Below are 19,614 nucleotides of genomic sequence, written 5' to 3' on the forward strand. Positions count from 1 at the left end.
ACCTCCTCTGTGCGCGCCACCATACCTGCTTGCCGCAATAGGCCGCGTGTGCAACTGTTGCTGACGCGCGATACACGCGTTCGATCGCATGCAGAGGAAGTCCGACCATGCCGCTCGCCCTGCTGGCCCTCGCCATCAGCGCATTCGCCATCGGCACCACCGAGTTCGTGCCCACCGGCCTGCTCCCCGAGATCGCCGCCGACTTCCACGTGGACATCCCCGCCGCGGGCCTGCTCGTCTCCGGCTACGCGCTGGGCGTCTTCGTCGGGGCGCCGCTGCTCTCCGCGGCGGCCACCCCGCTGCGCCGCAAGCCCGTGCTGGTCGGGCTGCTGGGCCTGTTCGTGATCGGCAACATCGGGTCCGCGCTCGCGTCCGACTACGCGTTGATGATGGTCAGCCGCGTCGTCGCCTCGCTGTGCCACGGCGCGTTCTTCGGCGTCGGCTCGGTCGTCGCCGCGGGCCTCGTCGCGCCGCAGCGCCGGGCCGCCGCGATCGCGATGATGTTCACCGGGATCACCCTCGCCAACGTCGTCGGCGTACCGCTCGGCACGCTGCTCGGGCAGGCGTTCGGCTGGCGCAGCACCTTCTGGGCGGTGGCCGCGCTCGGCGTGGCCGGCGCCGTCGGCGTGCTCGCGCTCGTGCCCGACCGCCCCGCCGACCCGGCCGCGAACCTGCGCACCGAGCTGGCGGCGTTCCGCCGTCCCCAGGTGTGGTTGGCCCTGGGGATGACCGCGCTCGGGTTCGGGGGTGTGTTCGCCTCCTTCACCTACGTCGCGCCGCTCATGGTCGACGTCGCGGGTTTCCCGTCGAGCGCGCTCACCTGGCTGGTGCTCCTGTTCGGCGCCGGATTGGTCGTCGGGAACCTCGTCGGCGCCAGGATCGCCGACCGGGCCCTGATGCCCGCGATCATCGGGACGATCGCCACCCTCGCCATCGCCCTGATGCTCTTCACCGTCACCGTGCACTCGCCGATCCCGGCCGCGATCACGCTGTTCCTGGTGGGTGCCGCCGCGTTCGCGACCGCACCCGGCCTGCAGACGAGGATGATCGACGCCGCCGGCAGCGCCGGCACGATGGCGTCCGCCGCCAACATCGGCGCCTTCAACCTCGGCAACGCCGTCGGCGCCGCGCTCGGCGGCCTCGTGATCGGCGCCGGGTTCGGAATCCCCGCGGCCAACCTCGTCGGCGCGGCGATGGCCGCCGCCGGCGTCGGGGTCGCCGTCGTCTCCGTGGCGCTCGACCGGCGCCGCGCCCCCACCACCGTCTGAGGAGGACCCCATGACCGGAACCGCACTCGTCGTCGGCGCCCGCGGCGTCATCGGCGGCACGCTCGCCGAGCACCTCGCCGGACTGCCCGGCTGGGACGTCGTCGGCCTGTCGCGCCGCGGCGGACCCGCCGACGGCCCGGTGCGCCACGTGGCCGCCGACCTGTTCGACCCCGCCTCCGTGCGGGACGCGCTGCGCGCCCACCCGGGCATCACGCACGTGTTCTACGCCGCCTACCAGGACCGGCCGACGTGGTCGGAGCTCGTCGAGCCGAACGTCACGATGCTGCGCACCGTCCTCGACGCCGAGCTCCCCGACCTGCAGCACGTCAGCCTGATGCAGGGCTACAAGGTCTACGGCGCGCACCTCGGCCCGTTCTCGACGCCGGCCAAGGAGAGCGACCCGCCGCACATGCCGCCGGAGTTCAACGTCGACCAGCAGCGGCTCGTGGAGGAGCGCGCGGCCGCCGCCGGGTGGACGTGGTCCGCGATCCGGCCGTCGGTGGTCGCGGGTTTCGGGCTGGGCAACCCGATGAACCTCGGTGTCGTGCTCGCGGTGTACGCGTCGATCAGCAAGGAGCTCGGCGTGCCGTTGCGCTTCCCGGGCAGGCCGGGCGCCTACGACGCGCTGCTCGAGCTCACCGACGCCGGGCTGCTCGCCGAGGCGACGGTCTGGGCCGCCACCGATCCGCGCTGCGCGAACGAGGCGTTCAACATCGCCAACGGGGACCTGTTCCGCTGGAACCGGATGTGGCCGGTCGTCGCCGACGCGTTCGGGCTGGAGCTCGCGCCGCCGCTGCCGATGTCCCTGCAGGACGTCATGGCGGACAAGTCATCGGTGTGGGACGCGATGGTCGCCCGGCACGAGCTCGCCCCGACCCCGTACGCCGACGTGTCCTCCTGGGCGTTCGGCGACTTCGTCCTGTCCTGGGACTACGACATGTTCGCCGACACCTCGAAGGCCCGCCGGTTCGGCTTCCACCGCTACGTCGACACCGAGGCCATGCTGCTCGGGCTGTTCGACGACCTGCGCAAGCGCCGGATCATTCCCGGGTAGCGTGCGTCGGATGGGCGACCAGGAGCTCTCGGTCAGCGGGAGCATCGCGACCGACAACAGCGTGGCCGTGGCGGGAAGCGTGGCCACCGGGGGCAGCGTCGCCGTGGCCGGCAGCGTTGCCACGGCGGGCAGCGCCGGGGTGGCCGGGAGCGTCGCGACGTCCGGGAGTGCCGCGGTGGCCGGCAGTGTCGCGACAGCGGGCAGCGTCGCGATCGCCGGCTCGGTGCTGACGCTGCTCAGCGTCGCGCTGGCCGCGTGCATCGCGTGCCTGGGCTGCGTGGCCTGCCGCCGCTGCGTGGCATGTGTCGGGTGCGTCGACTGCGTGGGCTGCGTCGGGTGCGTGGGCTGCGTCGGCCTGCGCGGGGCGGTCGGGCAGGTCGGCGTCCGGGCGTAGGAGCCTCCTGAACAACTCGGGCCTGCTGTCACCCCTCTGTTTCGCAAGGGGTGCTGCCCAGGCTTGATCAGCGCATGCGGTTCTCCAGCCGCACCGGTGCGGCTCTGCAACCGCACTCGTCGATCACGGTCGCGGCATCCCCGCTGGTGTGCTGCTCGCATCGATCATGGGTCGCGTCGCTGCGGGGTGCGGGCATTCTCCGGGGGATCCTGCTGCGCGGATCATCGGGCGAGCGTCCCCAGCCTGCCGAGCACCTGCTCCAGCACCGCCGCGCTGGTGGCGTAGTTGAGCCGCAGGTAGCGGCGGCCCTCTGCGCCGAACACGGGCCCGCCGGCGAGCTGCACGCGGGCGCGGGTGAGCACCTCGTCGAGCGGCTCGTCGCCCAGCCCCAGCGCGTCGGCGGCGAACCAGTAGAGGTAGGTGGCCTCCGGCATCGGGTCCGGGTCCGGGGTCCAGGAGGCGACGGCCGCGGCCACCCGCCGCCGGTTGCGGTCCAGCACGCGCAGCAGCCGGGCGAGCCAGTCGGCACCGTCCCGCCAGGCGGCGACGCCGGCCACGACGCCGAGCGTGGAGACAGCGCCGTACAGCTCGGTCGGCTCCGCGTCCCGGAGGGCGAGCAGGCGTTGCGGCCCGAAGTGCGCCACCGAGCAGCGCAGCCCGGCCAGGTTGAACGCCTTGCTCGCGGAGGTCAGCGTGACCGTGCGGGCCGCGGCGTCGGCATCGAGGGAGGCGAACGGCACGTGCCGGTTCGGCGCGAAGGCCAGCTCGGCGTGGATCTCGTCGCTGATCACCAGCAGGTCGTGCCGGCGGGCGACCGCGGCGATCTCGGCGAGCTCGTGGCGGGTGAGCACGCGCCCCGTCGGGTTGTGCGGGTTGACCAGCAGCAGCGCCCGGCAGTCGTGTGCGGCGACGGCGTCGGCGAGGCCCGCGGTGTTCGCCGCCCAGCCCGCGGACGTCCGGAGGAACGGCACGTCCACCCGCTTGCGGCCCATCGCACCCACGGTGTGGTGGAACGGGGGGTAGGTCGGGGTGTGCACCGCGACCGCGTCGCCGGGGGCCGTGCCGAGGTGCAGCAGGACCTGCACGGCCTGCACGACGTCGGTGTGCTCGCGCACGTCGGCGGGGTCGACGGCCCAGCCGTAGCGCTCGCGCATCCGGTCGGTGAACGCGACGCGCAGCGGGTGCCCGTCCTCCCAGCGCGGGTAGCCGAGGTCGCCGTGGCGCACCGTGTGCTCGATGGCGTCGGCGACCACCGGCGCGACCGGGAAGTCCATGTCGGCCACCCATGCGGGGATGACGTCGGGGTCCACGCGCCACTTCGATCCCGGCCGGCTGCGCAGGTCCTCGATGGCCAGCTCGTCGAAGAGCGGGTCGAGCACGGGCTCCATGCCCGCAGCGTAGGTCGGCGCGGCTGCTGCCGGGTCGTGAGTGGATACGAGTGCTATGGCACGCGTAACCGCTCACCGTCCTCCCTCGCTGCGCTCGGTCGGCCGCTTCGCGGCCCACGCTGTGTCCATGGCTCGCTCGCTGCGCTCGCTCACTGGGCGCGGAGCGCCTCCTCGATCGCGTCGGCGTTCCGGTCGACCCAGGCCATCGCCCGCTCCTGGCGGGCGGCGGCCTCAGGGGTCCAGTAGGCGGCGAAGCCGGGTACGCCGCGGGTGGCGCCGTGGCGCACGATCTCGCACATCCAGGCGTGCGAGTCACGCAGCGCGGGGAGGAAGGCCGCCCGGCCCGCGTCGTCGAGCCCGTACGCGTCCAGGAGGATCCGGGTGCGTTCCAGCTCGCGGCCACGGCGGGCGTCGGTGGTGTCGACCGGGTCGCGCAGCGGCGCCCACAGCCGCGCGGCGGCCGCGACGTCCCAGACGGCCGAGCCGGGCCCGGCCAGGTCGAAGTCGATGAGCGCGACGGCCTGGCCCGCGCGGAAGATCACGTTGTCGAGGTTCGGGTCGTTGTGGGCGATACCGCGGCCGTCGAACGGGGCGGGCGCCCGGTGCGACCAGCGGAACGGGGCGGGATCGAACGCCGCCGCGGCGTCGTGGAAGCGGCGCAGCAGCCGCCCGACGCTGCGCAGCGCGTGGTCGGTGAGGCCCCACGCCGGTGCCGGCGCGGTGACCGCGTGGCCGGGCACGTAGCTGAGCATCTCCCGCCCGGCGTCGTCGACGCCGAGCACGCGCGGCGCCCCGTCGAACCCGACGTCCTCCAGGTGCCGCAGGAGCGCGTGGGTGGCGCTGCTGGTGGGGCGCAGCGGGCGGCGGACGGTGTTGCCGACCCGGTGGACGCGCCCGCGGTTGGCCGTGCCGCCCAGCAGTGGCACCTCCACACTCAGGTCCCCGCCGCGGTGATCAGCGATTCGGCGAGCGTCGAGTGCGTCACCAGGCTGTTCACCATTCCACCCCGCACCGCTGCCAGAACCGCCCGCACCTTGGCCCCTCCGTAGACGATCGCGATCACCTCGGGTACGGCGCGCATCTGCTCGGCCGTGATACCGATCATCCGCTCGGTGAGGGCGGAGCGCACCGGGCTTCCGTCGGCGTCGACGAGAACGCCCGAGATCTCGGCGCACACGCCCCGGCCGGCCAGCTCGCGGCGCTCGGCCGCGCTGGTGGCGTCGAACAGCGTGGACTGCTCCGGCTCCCACGCCCCGACGCCCGCGACGGCGCGGGTGACCGAGCCGATGCGCGAGAACGCCTGCGCGACCTCGGGCTGCCGGCGAAGGGCCTGTGCGGTGGCGGCGTCGGGCACCGACATCGGGGCGTAGAAGAAGTAGGCGGGCCCGCCGGCCACCCGGGCGACGTCGCGGACCACCTCGATCGAGCTGTCGTCGACGCCGGGACGCGCGAGCGCCCCGGTGAGCTGCACCACGGGTACGGGGGCGAGCCGCTGCAGCGCGTTGGCCATCGAGCTCACGGAGCGCGCCCAGGACAAGCCCAGCACGTCGTCGGGGGTGACGATCTCGGTGAGCAGTTCGGCTGCGGCGGCGCCCAGGTGGGCGCGCATCGTGGCGGGTACGTCGTCGGGGGTGTCGGTGACGATGCAGTGCTGCAGGCCGAGCGCCGACATGAGCCGGTCCGACAGCTCCACGTCGACCGAGCCGGGATGGCCGATCTCGATCCGGACGAGCCCGCTGTTGCGCGCGTCGTCGAGCAGCCGGGCGACCTTGAACCGGCTCAGCGCGAACTCCTGCGCGATCTCGACCTTGGACCGGCCGTCGAGGTAGTACCGGCGCGCGACCGACGCCGTCAGCACGAGCTGGGCCGGGCCGCGCGCGCTGCCGTCGATCGCCACTACCGCCTCCATCGCTCATATGAGCGGAACTGCGCCCATTCTTCCATGGACCATTGAGTTGAGGGTGGGTCGTTGCCACACTTCTGATCGTGTGATCGGGGTTGTGCTCATCTGAGCACCTGAGTCGGGCACCGATGCCGGAGGGACGCAATGAGGCGACAGGGCATGCGGACGGCGCTGCTCTCCCTCGTCGTACTGCTGACGAGCACCGCCTGCGCGGGCTGGGGCGGCAGCGTCGGGGGCGGTGGGGCGAACAGCATCAACGTGCTGATGGTCAACAACCCGCAGATGGTGGATCTGCAGCGGTTGACGGCCGAGCACTTCACCCAAGAGACCGGCATCACCGTCAACTTCACGGCGCTGCCCGAGAACGATGTACGCGACAAGATCAGCCAGGAGTTCTCCAGCCAGGCCGGTCAGTACGACGTCGCGTCGCTGTCCAACTTCGAGATCCCGATCTACGCGCGCAGCCACTGGATCGCGCCGATGGACTCCTACATCGCGGCGGACCCGAGCTTCGACCAGGCGGACATCCTCCCGCCGATGGCCGAGTCCCTGAAGGGCCCGGACGGCCAGATCTACGGCCAGCCCTTCTACGGCGAGTCCTCGTTCCTCATGTACCGCGCCGACGTGCTGCAGGCCGCGGGCATCACGATGCCCGAGAAGCCCACGTGGCCGCAGGTCGCCGACATCGCCGCCCGGATCGACGGCGTGCAGCCCGGCATGGCCGGGATCTGCCTGCGCGGCCAGCCGGGCTGGGGTCAGGTCTTCGCGCCGCTGACGACGGTGGTCAACACGTTCGGCGGCACCTGGTTCACCGAGGACTGGCAGGCCGGTGTGAACTCGCCGGAGTTCACGAAGGCCGTGCAGTTCTACGTCGATCTCGTGCGTGAGCACGGCGAGGCGGGCGCGCCGCAGGCCGGCTTCACGGAGTGCCTGAACAACATGGTGCAGGGCAACGCCGCCATGTGGTACGACGCCACGTCGGCAGCCGGCTCGCTGGAGGCCGCCGACTCGCCGGTGCGCGGCAAGATCGGTTACGCGCCCGCGCCGGTGGTCGAGACCGACCACTCCGGGTGGCTGTACGCCTGGGCGTGGGGGATCCAGGCGGCCAGTGAGAAGAAGGACGCCGCGTGGAAGTTCATCTCGTGGGCGTCGAGCAAGGAGTACGAGCAGCTGGTCGGCGAGCAGGTCGGCTGGGCGGACGTGCCGGCGGGCAAGCGGGCGTCGACCTACGAGAACCCGCAGTACCTGGCCGAGGCGGGCGCCTTCGCCGAGCAGACCCGCTCCGCGATCGCGAATGCCGACCCGCGCAACCCGGGCGTGCAGCCGAGGCCCGCACTCGGCATCCAGTTCGTCGGCATCCCGGAGTTCCCCGACCTCGGCACGCAGGTGTCGCAGGAGGTGAGCTCGGCCATCGCCGGGCTGGAGACGGTGGACGAGGCCCTCGACCGGGGCCAGCAGCAGGCCGACGACGTGGCGGAGCGGTACCGCTCCCGGGCGGAGGGGCAGTCATGAGCGAGCTTGCGAGCGAATCGATGTCACAGCGTATTCGCGAAGCGTCGACCGAGCCTCGGGGGACGGTAGCCGGCGGAGCCGGCGGGGCGGGTAAGCAGAGCGAGGGCGAACGATGAGTACGACGGTGGAACCGCGCACTTCACCTGGCCCTCAGCAGTCCGCGGGGGAGGGTGCCGCGCTGCGCCGGGCGGGCGACTGGGCCCGCCGCGCCCCGCTCCTGCCCGCGCTGATCTTCCTGATCATCGTGACGCAGCTGCCGTTCGTCGGCACGCTGGTCATCTCGTTCATGAACTGGAACGCCTACTACCCGGACGAGGTCGGGTTCGCCGGGTTCGACAACTACCGGCGGGTGCTCACCGACGTCACCACCCGCGACTCGATCGTCACGACGATCGTTCTCACGGTGTCGGTGGTGCTGGTCAGCCTCGTGCTCGGCCTCGCCATCGCGCTGCTGCTGGACCGCGCGTTCCGCGGCCGTGGGTTCGTCCGCACGATGATGATCACACCGTTCCTCGTGGTGCCGGTCGCCGCGGCACTCGTGTGGAAGCACGCGCTCTACAACCCCGAGTACGGCCTCTTCAACGGCGTGCTGACCTGGATCTTCGGTGAGAACGCCCCGCAGCCGGACTGGATCTCCACGATGCCGCTCACGGCGATCGTGGCGTCGCTGGTCTGGCAGTGGACGCCGTTCATGATGCTGATCCTGCTGGCGGGGCTGCAGAGCAAGCCGCTCGACGTGATCGAGGCCGCGAAGATCGATGGTTGCACGTCGGGCCAGATCTTCCGGCACATGACGCTCCCGCACCTGCGCCAGTACCTGGAGCTGGGCGCCCTGCTCGGGTCGATCTACATCGTGCAGAACTTCGACGCGGTCTTCACGATCACCTCGGGCGGCCTGGGCACGGCGAACCTGCCCTACACGATCTACCAGATCTTCTACAACGCGCACGACTACGGCCGTGCGTCGGCGGCGGGCGTCGTCGTCGTGATCGGGACGATCATCATCGCCACGTTCGCGCTGCGCACCGTGTCGTCGCTGTTCCGTGAGGAGGGGGCCCGATGACCGCCACCCTGGAGGCGACGCGCACGAGCGCGCCGCCGGTCAACCCGCGGCCCCGCAACGCGGCCGGCGCCCTGCTCTCGGTGCTCGCGTGGGTCGTCGGCGTGCTGTTCGTGCTGCCGGTGCTGTGGATGGTGCTCACGTCGCTGCACAGCGAGACGGACGCCGCCACCAACCCGCCGTCGCTCTTCGCGCCGCTCACGTTCGACGGCTACGCGAACTTCTTCGGGGCCCAGACCGGCACGAGCCCGTGGCCTGCGCTGCTGAACTCGCTGACGGCGAGCGTGCTGTCCACAGCGCTGGTGCTGGTGCTCGCCATCCCGGCGGCGTACGCGCTGTCGATCCGGCCGGTGCGCAAGTGGACGGACGTGCTGTTCTTCTTCCTGTCCACGAAGATGCTGCCGGTGGTGGCGGGCCTGCTGCCCGTCTACCTGATCGCGCAGAGCATCGGGATGCTCGACAACATCTGGCTGCTGATCATCCTGTACACGTCGATGAACCTGCCGATCGCGGTGTGGATGATGCGCTCGTTCCTCGCCGAGGTGCCGGTGGAGGTGCTCGAGGCGGCGTCCATCGACGGCTGCAGCCTCCCGCGCACCCTGCGCACGGTCGTCGTGCCGATGGTGCTGCCTGGCATCGCGGCCACGTCGCTGATCTGCTTCATCTTCAGCTGGAACGAGCTGCTGTTCGCCCGGGTGCTCACCGCCACCGTGGCGCAGACGGCGCCCGTGTTCCTCACCGGCTTCGTCACCAGCCAGGGGCTGTTCCTGGCCACGGTGTGCGCGGCGTCGGTGGTGGTGTCGCTCCCGGTGCTGATCGCGGGGTTCGCGGCGCAGGACAAGCTCGTCCAGGGACTCTCACTGGGGGCGATCAAGTGAGGGCCGCCGTGATCAGCGCCGACGCGGTGACCCTGGAGACGGTCCCGGACCCGGCGCCCGGCTCCCGGGAGGTGGTGGTGGCGGTCGCGGGCTGCGGCATCTGCGGCACCGACCTGCACATCGCGGAAGGCGAGTTCGCCCCGACGCTGCCGGTCGTGCCCGGGCACGAGTTCGCAGGCGAGGTCGTGGCGGTCGGGGCGGACGTCACCGAGGTGCGGGTGGGCGACCAGGTGGCCGTCGACCCGTCGCTGTACTGCCACGAGTGCCACTACTGCCGGCGGGGCCGGGGCAACCTCTGCGAGCGCTGGGGCGCCATCGGCGTGAGCACGGCGGGCGGGGCGGCCGAGTTCGCGGTGGCGCCGGTGGCCAACTGCGTGCGGCTCCCGGAGAGCGTCGCACCCGCGGACGCCGCGCTGATCGAGCCGCTGTCGTGCGCGGTGCGGGGGTTCGACGTGCTGCAGCCGCAGCTCGGCGACCACTACCTCATCTACGGCGCCGGCACGATGGGCCTGATGATGATGGAGTTGGCGAAGCGGGCGGGCGCGGCGAGCGTCGACATGGTCGACCTCAACCCCACCCGCCTGGAGACCGCCCGCGAGCTGGGCTGCACGGCCACCGTCACCAGCGCCGACGAGCTCGATCGGCCGCGCGGCTGGGACATCGTCGTCGACTGCACCGGCGTGGTCGCCGCCATCGAGGACGGCCTGGGCCGGGTGGCGCCCGGCGGCACGTTCCAACAGTTCGGCGTGGCCAACGAGGACGCCACCGCGTCCTTCTCGCCGTACCGGATCTACAACAAGGAGATCCGGATCGTCGGCTCGATGGCCGTGCTGCACAGCTTCGAACGCGCGGCCGAGCTCTTCGCCGAAGGGGCGCTGCGCCCCGACGTCATGATCAGTCACCGGATGGGGCTCGAGGAGTACCCGGCGGCCCTGGACCAGTTCCGCCAGGGCGTCGGCCGCAAGATCCAGGTGACGCCGACCAAGTAGCTCGGACCGCTCGCACACCAACTTCGGTGCCGGCACACCAACTGCAGTTCGTGTGCGGGCGCCGATGTTGGTGTGTCGCCGGCCGGCCCGGCTCGGCTACTCGCCGATCCGCACGCCGACGCCCGGGCCCATCGGGATGCCGAACGCGTAGAACACGGTCAGGATCAGCACCCACGCCACCCAGAACGGCACCACGAACGGCACCATCTTCGCGATCACCGTGCCCAGCCCCGCACCCGGCTGGTAGCGCCGCACGAACGTCAGCAGCACGATCATGTACGGGTTGAGCGGGGTCATCACCTGCGTGGCGGCGTCACCCACGCGGAATGCGCCCTGCACGAAGCCGGGCTCGTAGCCCAGCAGCAGGAACAGCGGCACGAACACGCTCGCCATCAGCGTCCAGAGGCTGGAGCCGGAGACGACGAACAGGTTGAGCAGCGACGCCAGCATCACGAACCCGAGGATCGCCGGGTACCCGGTGAGCCCGATCGTCTGCAGCAGATCGGCCCCGGAGACCGCCAGCCAGGCACCGATGTTCGTCCACGCGAACAGCGCGATGAACTGGCCGAGGATGAACGCGAGCACGATGAACCCGGAGAGGTCCTTCAGCGCCCGGCCCATCAGCAGCGGCACGTCCGCGCCGCGCCGGATCACCCCGGCGTAGATGCCGTAGAAGAGCGCCGGCACGAAGAACGCCAGGAACACCAGCGTGACCACCGAGTCCAGCAGCGGCGACTTCGGCAGGAAGCCACCGGTGTCGTTGCGCAGCGGGGAGTCCGGCACGAGCACCAGCAGGAGCACCCCGGCGACGACCACGAGCAGGGCGACGCCGGCAGCTCGGATCCCGCGGCGTTCGGCGGCGGTGACCGTGGCGCTCGTCGGTTCGGCGGTCGGGTCGTCCGCGGCGCCGGTGGCCGGCCGGTCGTCCTGCTCGACCTCCTTGTCCGGGAAACCGGAACGCACGAGCCCCGGCTCCACCACCCGGTCGATGATCAGGCCGGCGATCAGGCTCAGCACGATCGAGGAGACGGCGTTGTAGAAGTAGTTCGAGATCGGCGTGACGGGCGTGCCGGTGATGGGCAGGGTCGCGGCCACCCCGTTGGTGATCCCGGCGAGCAGCGCGTCCAGGCTCGTCACCAACAGCGACGTCGAGTAGCCCGCGCCGACGGCGGCGAACCCGCCGATCAGCCCGGCCACCGGGTGCCGGCCCGCCGCCTTGAACACGATGGCGGCGAGTGGCGGGATGATGATGAACGCCGAGTCGGCCATGACGCTGCCGCTGACGCCGATGAACCCGAGCGCGTAGGGCAGCAGCCAGCGCGGTGCGCGCGAGAACGCGAGCCTGATGAGCGCCGCGAGCATCCCGGTCCGCTCGGCGAGCCCCACCGCCAGCATGATCGTGACAACCGTGCGCAGCGGCGGGAACCCGATGAAGTTGTCCGCCAGCCCGGTGAAGAAGAACTCCAGCCCGGCGCCGCTGAACGCCCCGCGGATCGGCGTGACCTCGTTCTCGCCCGGGATGGTGACGCTCACCCCGAACGCCGCCATCGCCGAGGACAGCACCGCCACCACGAGCGTGAGCAGCACGAACAGCATGAACGGCTCGGGTAGCCGGTTGCCGGCGCGCTCGATCCAGTCGAGGACCCGGTCGAGGCGGCCGGGCGGGGCGGTCGGGCTGGCGGTGGTCACGCGGGGGCCTCCTCGTTGAGGTCAGTCGAAGAATCTCGGGACGTCGAGCGGCCCGCCCGCCGCGGCGAACTCGGCGTGGACGGATTCGCGCAGTGCGGGGTCGGCCAGGTAGTCGACGGCGGTGAGCGCGAGTCCGACGGCGCCGTCGCGCACGGCCCGGTCGCCCGCCGGGCCGCCGGCGGCCTCCGCGAACGCGGTGGTGTGCAGGGCGACGGTCGGCTCGGACACGGCGATCATCGGGTGGATCGCGGGCATCCGGTAGCTGAGGTTGCCCAGGTCGGTGGAGCCGGTGAGGAAGTCGGGCACCACACCGGGCGGCAGCGGCCGGCGCCCCACCGGCTCCTGGTTCACGGCCCAGCGCGCGGCGAGCGACTGGTTGAAGCGGATCGGCAGGTACGCCGGCAGCGGGTCCCAGTGCAGCTCGACGCCGCAACCGGCCATCGCCGCCGCGCCGTGCGCGATCTCCGCCATCCGGTCGGCCAGGTCCCGCAGCGTCTCGGGCGCCGCCGAGCGGAGGTAGAAGAGCAGCGCCGCCCGCTCGGGCACCACGTTCGGCCGGGTGCCGCCGTCGGTGAAGATCCCGTGCAACCGGTCGCTGCCGGGCAGGTGCTGGCGCAGCGCCGCGATCCCCTGGTAGGCCGCCACGGCCGCGTCGAGCGCGTTGCGGCCCATGAACGGCTGCGCGGAGGCGTGCGACGCGACCCCGTGGAACACCATCTCGACCTGGCGGCGGCCGAGGAACGGGTGCAACGCGATGTCGTGCGTGAACGGGTGGAGCATGATCACCGCGTCGACGTCGTCGAAGACGCCCGCGCGGGCCAGCTTCTCCTTGCCGCCACCGCCCTCCTCGGCGGGCGTCCCGATCAGCGACAGCCGGCCGCCGACCCGCCCCCGCACCCGGGCCGCAGCCAGGAACCCGCCGACCGCGGTCGAACAGATGATGTTGTGCCCGCACGCGTGGCCGATCCCGGGAAGCGCGTCGTACTCGGCGAGCACCCCGATGTGCGGGCCGTCGGAGCCGCTCGTGGCGATCAGCGCGGTGTCCAGGCCGCCGACGCCGATCTGGGCGGTGTGGCCGTGCCGCTCCAACAGCTGCGCCACCGCCCGCACCGACCGGTGCTCGGCATATCCCTCTTCGGGGTGGGCGTGCAGGTCCTGGCTGAGCGCGACGAGGGCGTCGCCGTGCTCCCGCGCCGCGGCGAGCACGGCCGCCCGGACGTCCTCCGCCGCTCCCGGGTGCTCGGACCTGATCGGCTCCGCATCGCGGACGGCGCGCTCGGTGGCCGCGGTGAGCGAGCGCAGGTAGCTGTCGTCGGGAGGCGACGGCCTGGTCGGATCGGGCTCGCGCATGATCGGCACCCTAACGTGGCGAGTGCCACCGCGTCGCCGTTCTGGATCACCGGTTCCGTGCGGGTGCCGCTGGCGAGCCGATGCCGAGCGCGCTCGATCCGGGGCGCGCTTCCTGTCGAGCGTGTGGGATGCGCATCGAGGGTTGCGTGAAGTATGGATCGATCGATGTCCTGGGAGCGGTCACCCGCCGTCGACGATGATCCGCGGCCAGGTCGCAGCGGGTCGTCATCTCGCCCAACCGACCAAGGGCTGATGGTCGTGATCGGAGATCAACCAGCCACCATCTGCCCTTGACCACCGAGCACCGCCCCACCGGCGATTCGGCAGCATCCTCCACGCCGACGCAGGGTGCACTCGATCGACGATCACATCGTGATCCCGAGCGCAGCGAGCCGCGCCGCCCCCGTCTCCGTGATGTTCAGGGCGCGGTCGCGGGGGCGCCTGCGCAGCCAGTCGCGGTCCAGCAGACCGGCCAGCAGGGCGCTGCCCAGCCGCCCGGCCAGGTGCGTCTCGTGCTCGGTCCAGTCGGTGCAGGCGCGCACCCGCGGGCCCGGGAACCCGGACAGGTCCCTGATCCCCAGCGCGACGAGGAGCGGGTGGTCGAGATCGTCGAGCGCGCCGTCCGCCTCCAGCCTGCGCGCGATCGAGACGGCGAGCGCCCCGCCGAGGTGGCTGTAACAGACGCGGGCCGTCTGCAGCCTGCTGCCCGTGCGCGCCGTGCGCAGCGACTCGACCGGCAGCAGCGGGGAGACCGCGGCGAGGGCTTCGATCGCCGTGGCGACCTGCGGGGAGGCGAGCGCGTGCAGCCGTTGCCGGCCCATCACATGGACGCTCACGAGCCCGGCCTCGACCAGCCGGCGCAGGTGCGGGCTCGCGGCCGACGGGGACACGCCGGTGGCGTCGGCGAGCTCGCGCGCGGTGTGCCGGCGACCGTCCATCAGCCGCAGCAGCATGGCCGACCGCGTCGGGTCGGCGATGGCGCGGGCGACGGTGGTGAGGTCGCACTCCACGCCCGAACGCTAATGCACGGACGGTTCAGTCGACGTTGAACATTTCTTGGCCGATCATGCGGGCATGACCCGATCGCTCGGCACCGCCGACTTCACCGCGCCGATCGAGGACCGCTGGTTCTCCGACTACGTCGCCGGTGCCCAGTACGAGTACGGCCACCTCGACGTGCGGGAGGACGAGATCCTCCGCTTCGCCGAGCAGTTCGATCCCCAGCCGATCCACACCGACCTGGGCTTCGCGCTGCACGGCCCGTTCGGCGGGCTGATCGGCAGCGGGTGGCACTCGGGCGGGCTCGCGATGCGGCTCCTCGCCGACCACTACCTCTCGCGCGTCGCGAGCCTCGCGTCCCCGGGCGTCGACGAGCTGCGCTGGAAGGTGCCGCTTCGCCCCGGCGACCGCGTCCGGGTGCGCGCCACCGTGCTCGACGCGCGGCCGTCCCGCTCCAAACCGGACCGCGGCATGGTCGTCACACAGGTCGAGCTGCTGAACCAGGACGACGGGGTGCCGATCTCCTTCAAGGCGATGAACCTGCTCGCCCTCCGCCCAGGGGCAAGTCGTCGATGGCCTTCTGGATCCGCTTGATCGACACCGGGTAGCGGGTACGCATGGGATGGGCGTAGAGGCCCACCCGCAGCTCCTCGATCATCCAGCGGATCTCGCGCAGCTCCGGACCCGGCTCGACACCGGGCGGGAGTGCGGCCAGCTCGGCGGCGTACTCGTCCGCCACCTCACGGACCTGCGCGGTCCACTCGGCGTCGCGGGCCGGGTCGGCGCGCAGCTTCTCGATGCGCCGCTCGACCGCCTGCAGGTAGCGCGCGACGTCGGCGAGCCGGGCGGCGCCTGCGGCCGTCGCGAAGTTCGGGCCGACCAGCGCGTTGACCTGCGCCGTGATGTCCGCGACGCCCGCGGCCAGCACGGGGGCGCGCAGGTCGGACAGCTGCGCCTGCACGCGGTGCCAGACCACGAGCACCCCGCGCACGGCCTGCAGCACCTGCAGCGTGGTGGGGGCGAGGCGGTCGGCGAAGAGCTTCCGGAGCCGGGTGTAGGACCGGTCGTCCCACGCCGGGCCGCCCGCGGCGGCGATGAGGTGGTCGGCGGCGGCCGTGACGCAGTCGTCGAGGAGCGCGGCCACCGAGCCGTGCGGGTTGCGGGAGAGCGCGAGCTTCGCGGCGTTGTCCAGGTCGCGCTGCACCTGCCGCACCGGTGTCGGGGTCTCCAGCAGCAGGAGCCTGCGGACGCCGCGGTGGTGGGCCGGGTCGCGCTCGGCCGCGGTGGGGAAGACCCGCACGTCGACGCTCGTGCCCCGGTCGATCAGCCCCGGGTAGCCGGTGACCGTGTGGCTGCCACGCCGGATCGGGTGCTCCCGCGGCAGCGGGCCGAACGTCCAGGTGGTGGCGCCCGTGGTCTCGATGTCGACGCCCGCGGCGGCAAGCTCCTCCCGGACCTTCGGCGCCAGCTCCCGCCGCAGGGCCTCCAGGTCGGTGCCCCTCGCCACCTCGCGCCCGGCCTCGTCCACCACCCGGAACGTCACGGTGAGGTGCTCGGGCAGCCGGTCGAGCTCCCACGCCTGCCGCGGGATCTCGACGTTCCGCATCCGGCCGAGCTCGCGCTCGAGGCCGTCGAGCAGCGGTTCCCGGCCGGCCTGCAGGCGCGCGAGCACCGCGCGGGCGTGGTCGGGGGCGGGGGAGTACAGCCGGCGCAGGCCCTTCGGCAGCGTGCGGATCAGCGCGGTGACCAGCTCCTCGCGCAGGCCCGGCACCTGCCACGTGAACGGCGTGGGGTCGATCTGGTGCAGGGCCGCCACCGGCACGTCCACGGTGATGCCGTCGCTGTGCGCGCCCGGCTCGAACGCGTAGGACAGCGGCAGCGACAGGCCGCCCGCCTCCAGCTGGTCCGGGTACGCGGAGCGGTCGACGTCGGCCGCCTGCGCGGTGCGCAGCATCTCCTCGGTGAAGTCGAGCAGGTCGGGGTGCTTGCGCGACTCCTTCTTCCACCACGAGTCGAAGTGCCGGCCGGACACGACGTGCGCCGGGATGCGCTCCTCGTAGAACTCGACGAGCGTCTCCTCGTCGACGACGAGGTCCCGCCGCCGGGCCCGGTGCTCCAGCTCCTCGACGTCCTCGAGGAGCTCGCGGTTAGCGTGGAAGAAGCGGTGGCGGGTCTCCCAGTCGCCCTCGACGAGGGCGTGCCGGATGAACAGGTCACGTGAGGTCTCGGGGCCGATCCGCCCGAAGTCGACGGCGCGGCCGGTGACGATCGGGATCCCGTAGAGCGTGACGCGCTCGGTGGCGACCGAGGCGCCGCGCTTGCGGGACCAGTGCGGTTCGGAGTACGTCCGCTTGACCAGGTGCCCGGCCAGGGGCTCGATCCACTCCGGCTGGATCCGGGCGGCGGTGCGCGCGAACAGCCTGGACGTCTCCACCAGCTCGGCCGCCATGACCCAGCGCGGCGGCTTCTTGGCCAGCGGCGAGCCCGGGAAGATCATGAACCGGGCGCCGCGGGCGCCGAGGAACTCCCGACCGGTGTTCCGCCGGTCCTTGCTGCGGTCCCCGCGCTCGGGGCCGTCGTCGCGCAGCCCGACCTGCGAGAGCAGCCCGGACAGCACAGCCATGTGGATGCGATCCGGATCCGCGTCGACGTCGTTCGGGGTCAGCCCGGCGTTGCGGGCCGCCTGGCGCAGCTGGGAGTGCAGGTCCTGCCACTCGCGGATGCGCAGGAAGTGCAGGAACTCCTCCCGCAGGAGCCGCCGGAACCTGTTGCCGGTCAGCTCCTCGCGCATCTGGGCGACGTAGCGCCACAGGTTGACGAAGGACAGGAAGTCCGAGCCGCCGGCGTCGAGGGTCGAGCCGTCCGCGGTCCACTCCCCGGCGAAGCGGGCGTGCTTGGCGTCGGCGGCCTGGCGCTGCTCGGCCGGGCGCTCGCGCGGGTCCTGCACCGACAGGGCCGCGGCGATGACCAGCACCTCGCGCAGGCAGCCGTTGCGATCGGCCTCGACGAGCATGCGGCCCAGCCGCGGGTCCACCGGCAGCGTGGCGAGCGCCCGGCCCACGGCCGTGAGCTTGCGGTCGTCGAGGGCGCCCAGCTCCTGCAGGAGCCCGATCCCGTCGGCGACGGCCCGCGGGTCCGGCCGCTCGACGAACGGGAACTCGGTGAGCTCACCGAGGTCGAGCGAGATCATCTGCAGCACGACCGACGCCAGGTTGGTGCGCAGGATCTCCGGGTCGGTGAACTCCGGGCGCGCGTCGAAGTCGTCCTCGCTGTAGAGGCGGATGCAGATGCCGTCGGCCACGCGGCCACAGCGGCCGGCCCGCTGGTTGGCGCTGGCCTGCGAGACCTTCTCGATCGGCAGCCGCTGCACCTTGAGGCGGCGCGAGTAGCGGGAGATGCGGGCGGTGCCGGTGTCGATGACGTACCGGACTCCGGGGACGGTCAGCGACGTCTCGGCGACGTTCGTGGCGAGCACGACCCTGCGCCCCGGATGGGCGGCGAACACCCGGTGCTGTTCGGCCGTGGACAGCCGCGCGTAGAGGGGGAGCAGCTCGGTGTTCCGGAAGCCGCGTCTGGCCAGCGCATCGGTGGTGTCGCGGATCTCGCGCTCGCCCGGCAGGAACACGAGGATGTCGCCGCCGCCCTCGCGCTGCAGCTCGGCCACGGCGTCCCCGACGGCGTCGACCTGGTCGCGGTCGGGGTCGTGGTCCGGGTCGTCGAGGTCGACGACCGGCCGGTACCGGACCTCGACGGGATAGCTGCGCCCGGACACCTCGACGACGGGCGCGTCGAAGTGCTTCGCGAACCGTTCCACGTCGATCGTGGCCGAGGTGATGACGACCTTGAGGTCGGGGCGGCGGGGAAGCAGCTGGGTGAGGTAGCCGAGGATGAAGTCGATGTTGAGGCTGCGCTCGTGGGCCTCGTCGATGATCAGCGTGTCGTACTGCCGGAGCATCTTGTCGCCCGCCAACTCGGCGAGCAGGATGCCGTCGGTCATCAGTTTGACCAGCGTGTTCTCGCCGACGTGGTCGGTGAACCGCACCTTCCAGCCCACCGCGTCGCCGAGATTCGTGCCCAGCTCCTCCGCGATGCGGGAGGCGACGGTGCGCGCCGCCAGCCTGCGCGGCTGGGTGTGCCCGATCAGCCCGTGCACGCCACGGCCCAGCTCGAGGCAGATCTTCGGGATCTGCGTGGTCTTCCCGGAACCGGTCTCCCCGGCGACGATCACGACCTGGTGGTCGCGGATCGCCGCGGCGATGTCGTCGCGGCGGGCGCTGACCGGCAGGGCGTCGGGGTAGCGGATCGTGGGCACCGCGGCCCGGCGCGCGGCCATCCGCCGCTCGGCGGTCTCGACCGCATCCTTGATCCCCGCCGCGGCACGGGACCGCGCGGTCGCGTCGCGGGTGCGGCGCACCGTGTCGAGGCGCCGGCCGATGCGATGCGCGTCCTGCAGGGAGAGGGCGGGAACACGTTCGGCGAGCCCGTCCAGCTCCGCGTCGTCGACGGGAGGCAGCTCCTCCGTCGGTACCGCGGGGGCCTCGCTCCGGGCGCGCGGCCTGCGGCGCCGGGGACGTCGGGTGCGCCGCGGCTCACCCGACGGGTCGGCCGGCTCGGGACGCGCGTCAGCGGATCGGGCCGCGGGAGAGGACATCAGTGCGAAAGTCTGCCTATGTCGAGGGTCAGACCGAGCGTAGGGCGGGGACGAGCTCGTCCGCGACCGGGTTGTCGGCCGCGGGGTGCTCGACGAGCGCCAGGACGCGGTTGGCGAGGAAGCGGGCCGTGCGCACGGTGCTCCCGCCACGCGTGATCTCGCTGACCTCGACGACCCCGCGGCCGTGCGTGATGCCGACCTTGCGACCGGCGCGTGTGGCGTCGATCTCATAGGTGCGCGTGGTGCCGCTCCCGGCGTCGATGACGATCTCTACCCGGTCGCCCTTCATGGCGCTCGCCGCCCTTGCAGTCGGAGGTGTGGAGCTCAGGATGTGGGGGGGCGGCGCTGTCGGGGGCAGCGCCGCCCGGGCAGCCACGTCGACGGCGGCGGGAACACCGGACGCGGCAAGTCGGAGGGGCGGGAGCTGTCCGAGCCGGGCGCCGGTCGCCTCACGGCGCGAGGCACACCTCGTAGGGCGG

16 protein-coding genes are annotated in these 19,614 nt (G+C 72.4%); 8 read left to right on the forward strand and 8 right to left on the reverse strand.

What is annotated here, in order from left to right:
* Nucleotides 1-107: 107 nt before the first annotated feature.
* From ACU436_RS21310 to ACU436_RS21320, 3 genes are read left to right on the forward strand one after another with little or no spacing between them, the layout of a single operon-like run.
* Nucleotides 108-1,268 carry an MFS transporter gene (locus ACU436_RS21310; protein WP_459027865.1) on the forward strand — a complete coding sequence of 387 codons (1,161 nt, stop codon included), beginning with the start codon at nt 108-110 and terminating at the stop codon, nt 1,266-1,268.
* Nucleotides 1,269-1,278: 10 nt separating this feature from the next.
* A complete protein-coding gene (locus ACU436_RS21315) occupies nt 1,279-2,322 on the forward strand; it encodes an SDR family oxidoreductase (RefSeq protein WP_459027867.1) in 1,044 nt (347 codons plus the stop codon).
* 10 nt (nt 2,323-2,332) lie between these two features.
* Nucleotides 2,333-2,716 (forward strand): hypothetical protein, encoded by a 384-nt coding sequence (locus ACU436_RS21320; protein ID WP_459027869.1) that lies wholly within the window; start codon nt 2,333-2,335, stop codon nt 2,714-2,716.
* A gap of 221 nt (nt 2,717-2,937) precedes the next feature.
* Here the strand turns inward: ACU436_RS21320 and ACU436_RS21325 are convergent, their stop codons facing one another.
* From ACU436_RS21325 to ACU436_RS21335, 3 genes are all read right to left on the reverse strand, one after another.
* Complete coding sequence (locus tag ACU436_RS21325; RefSeq protein ID WP_459027870.1) at nt 2,938-4,104, reverse strand: MalY/PatB family protein; 1,167 nt, start codon at nt 4,102-4,104, stop codon at nt 2,938-2,940.
* Nucleotides 4,105-4,253: 149 nt separating this feature from the next.
* Nucleotides 4,254-5,036, reverse strand: coding sequence for a phosphotransferase (locus ACU436_RS21330; protein WP_459027872.1), 783 nt, complete (start codon nt 5,034-5,036; stop codon nt 4,254-4,256).
* A gap of 2 nt (nt 5,037-5,038) precedes the next feature.
* Nucleotides 5,039-6,001, reverse strand: coding sequence for a sugar-binding transcriptional regulator (locus ACU436_RS21335; protein ID WP_459027874.1), 963 nt, complete (start codon nt 5,999-6,001; stop codon nt 5,039-5,041).
* 165 nt (nt 6,002-6,166) lie between these two features.
* On the opposite strand from ACU436_RS21335, the gene ACU436_RS21340 reads away from it, so the two are divergent.
* The 4 genes from ACU436_RS21340 to ACU436_RS21355 all read left to right on the forward strand — a co-directional run bounded on the left by ACU436_RS21340 (nt 6,167) and on the right by ACU436_RS21355 (nt 10,446).
* Nucleotides 6,167-7,519 (forward strand): ABC transporter substrate-binding protein, encoded by a 1,353-nt coding sequence (locus ACU436_RS21340; RefSeq protein WP_459027875.1) that lies wholly within the window; start codon nt 6,167-6,169, stop codon nt 7,517-7,519.
* Nucleotides 7,520-7,631: 112 nt separating this feature from the next.
* Complete coding sequence (locus ACU436_RS21345; RefSeq protein ID WP_459027877.1) at nt 7,632-8,582, forward strand: carbohydrate ABC transporter permease; 951 nt, start codon at nt 7,632-7,634, stop codon at nt 8,580-8,582.
* Complete coding sequence (locus ACU436_RS21350) at nt 8,579-9,457, forward strand: carbohydrate ABC transporter permease (protein WP_459027879.1); 879 nt, start codon at nt 8,579-8,581, stop codon at nt 9,455-9,457. The genes ACU436_RS21345 and ACU436_RS21350 overlap by 4 nt, the downstream gene beginning before the upstream one ends.
* A complete protein-coding gene (locus tag ACU436_RS21355) occupies nt 9,454-10,446 on the forward strand; it encodes a zinc-dependent alcohol dehydrogenase family protein (RefSeq protein ID WP_459027880.1) in 993 nt (330 codons plus the stop codon). Before ACU436_RS21350 ends, ACU436_RS21355 begins: the two co-directional genes overlap by 4 nt.
* A gap of 96 nt (nt 10,447-10,542) precedes the next feature.
* On the opposite strand, the gene ACU436_RS21360 is transcribed toward ACU436_RS21355, so the two are convergent.
* The 3 genes from ACU436_RS21360 to ACU436_RS21370 all read right to left on the reverse strand — a co-directional run bounded on the left by ACU436_RS21360 (nt 10,543) and on the right by ACU436_RS21370 (nt 14,495).
* Nucleotides 10,543-12,135, reverse strand: coding sequence for an AbgT family transporter (locus tag ACU436_RS21360; protein WP_459027882.1), 1,593 nt, complete (start codon nt 12,133-12,135; stop codon nt 10,543-10,545).
* A gap of 21 nt (nt 12,136-12,156) precedes the next feature.
* Nucleotides 12,157-13,485: a M20 family metallopeptidase gene (locus tag ACU436_RS21365; RefSeq protein ID WP_459027884.1), complete on the reverse strand. Its 1,329-nt coding sequence runs from the start codon at nt 13,483-13,485 to the stop codon at nt 12,157-12,159.
* Between the two features lie 365 nt (nt 13,486-13,850).
* The gene (locus ACU436_RS21370; RefSeq protein WP_459027886.1) at nt 13,851-14,495 is read right to left on the reverse strand and encodes an ArsR/SmtB family transcription factor; all 645 of its coding nucleotides are present in this window, start codon (nt 14,493-14,495) and stop codon (nt 13,851-13,853) included.
* 64 nt (nt 14,496-14,559) lie between these two features.
* Here ACU436_RS21370 and ACU436_RS21375 point away from each other — a divergent pair, with 64 nt between their 5' ends.
* Nucleotides 14,560-15,078, forward strand: coding sequence for a MaoC family dehydratase (locus tag ACU436_RS21375; RefSeq protein ID WP_459027888.1), 519 nt, complete (start codon nt 14,560-14,562; stop codon nt 15,076-15,078).
* Here ACU436_RS21375 and hrpA read toward each other — a convergent pair.
* A complete protein-coding gene (gene hrpA, locus ACU436_RS21380) occupies nt 15,011-19,135 on the reverse strand; it encodes an ATP-dependent RNA helicase HrpA (protein ID WP_459027889.1) in 4,125 nt (1,374 codons plus the stop codon). The two genes, ACU436_RS21375 and hrpA, sit on opposite strands and share 68 nt — an antisense overlap.
* A gap of 28 nt (nt 19,136-19,163) precedes the next feature.
* Nucleotides 19,164-19,424 carry a hypothetical protein gene (locus tag ACU436_RS21385; RefSeq protein WP_459027891.1) on the reverse strand — a complete coding sequence of 87 codons (261 nt, stop codon included), beginning with the start codon at nt 19,422-19,424 and terminating at the stop codon, nt 19,164-19,166.
* Between the last annotated feature and the right edge of the window lie 190 nt (nt 19,425-19,614).

It is taken from the genome of Pseudonocardia wallangbongensis (assembly GCF_054486945.1).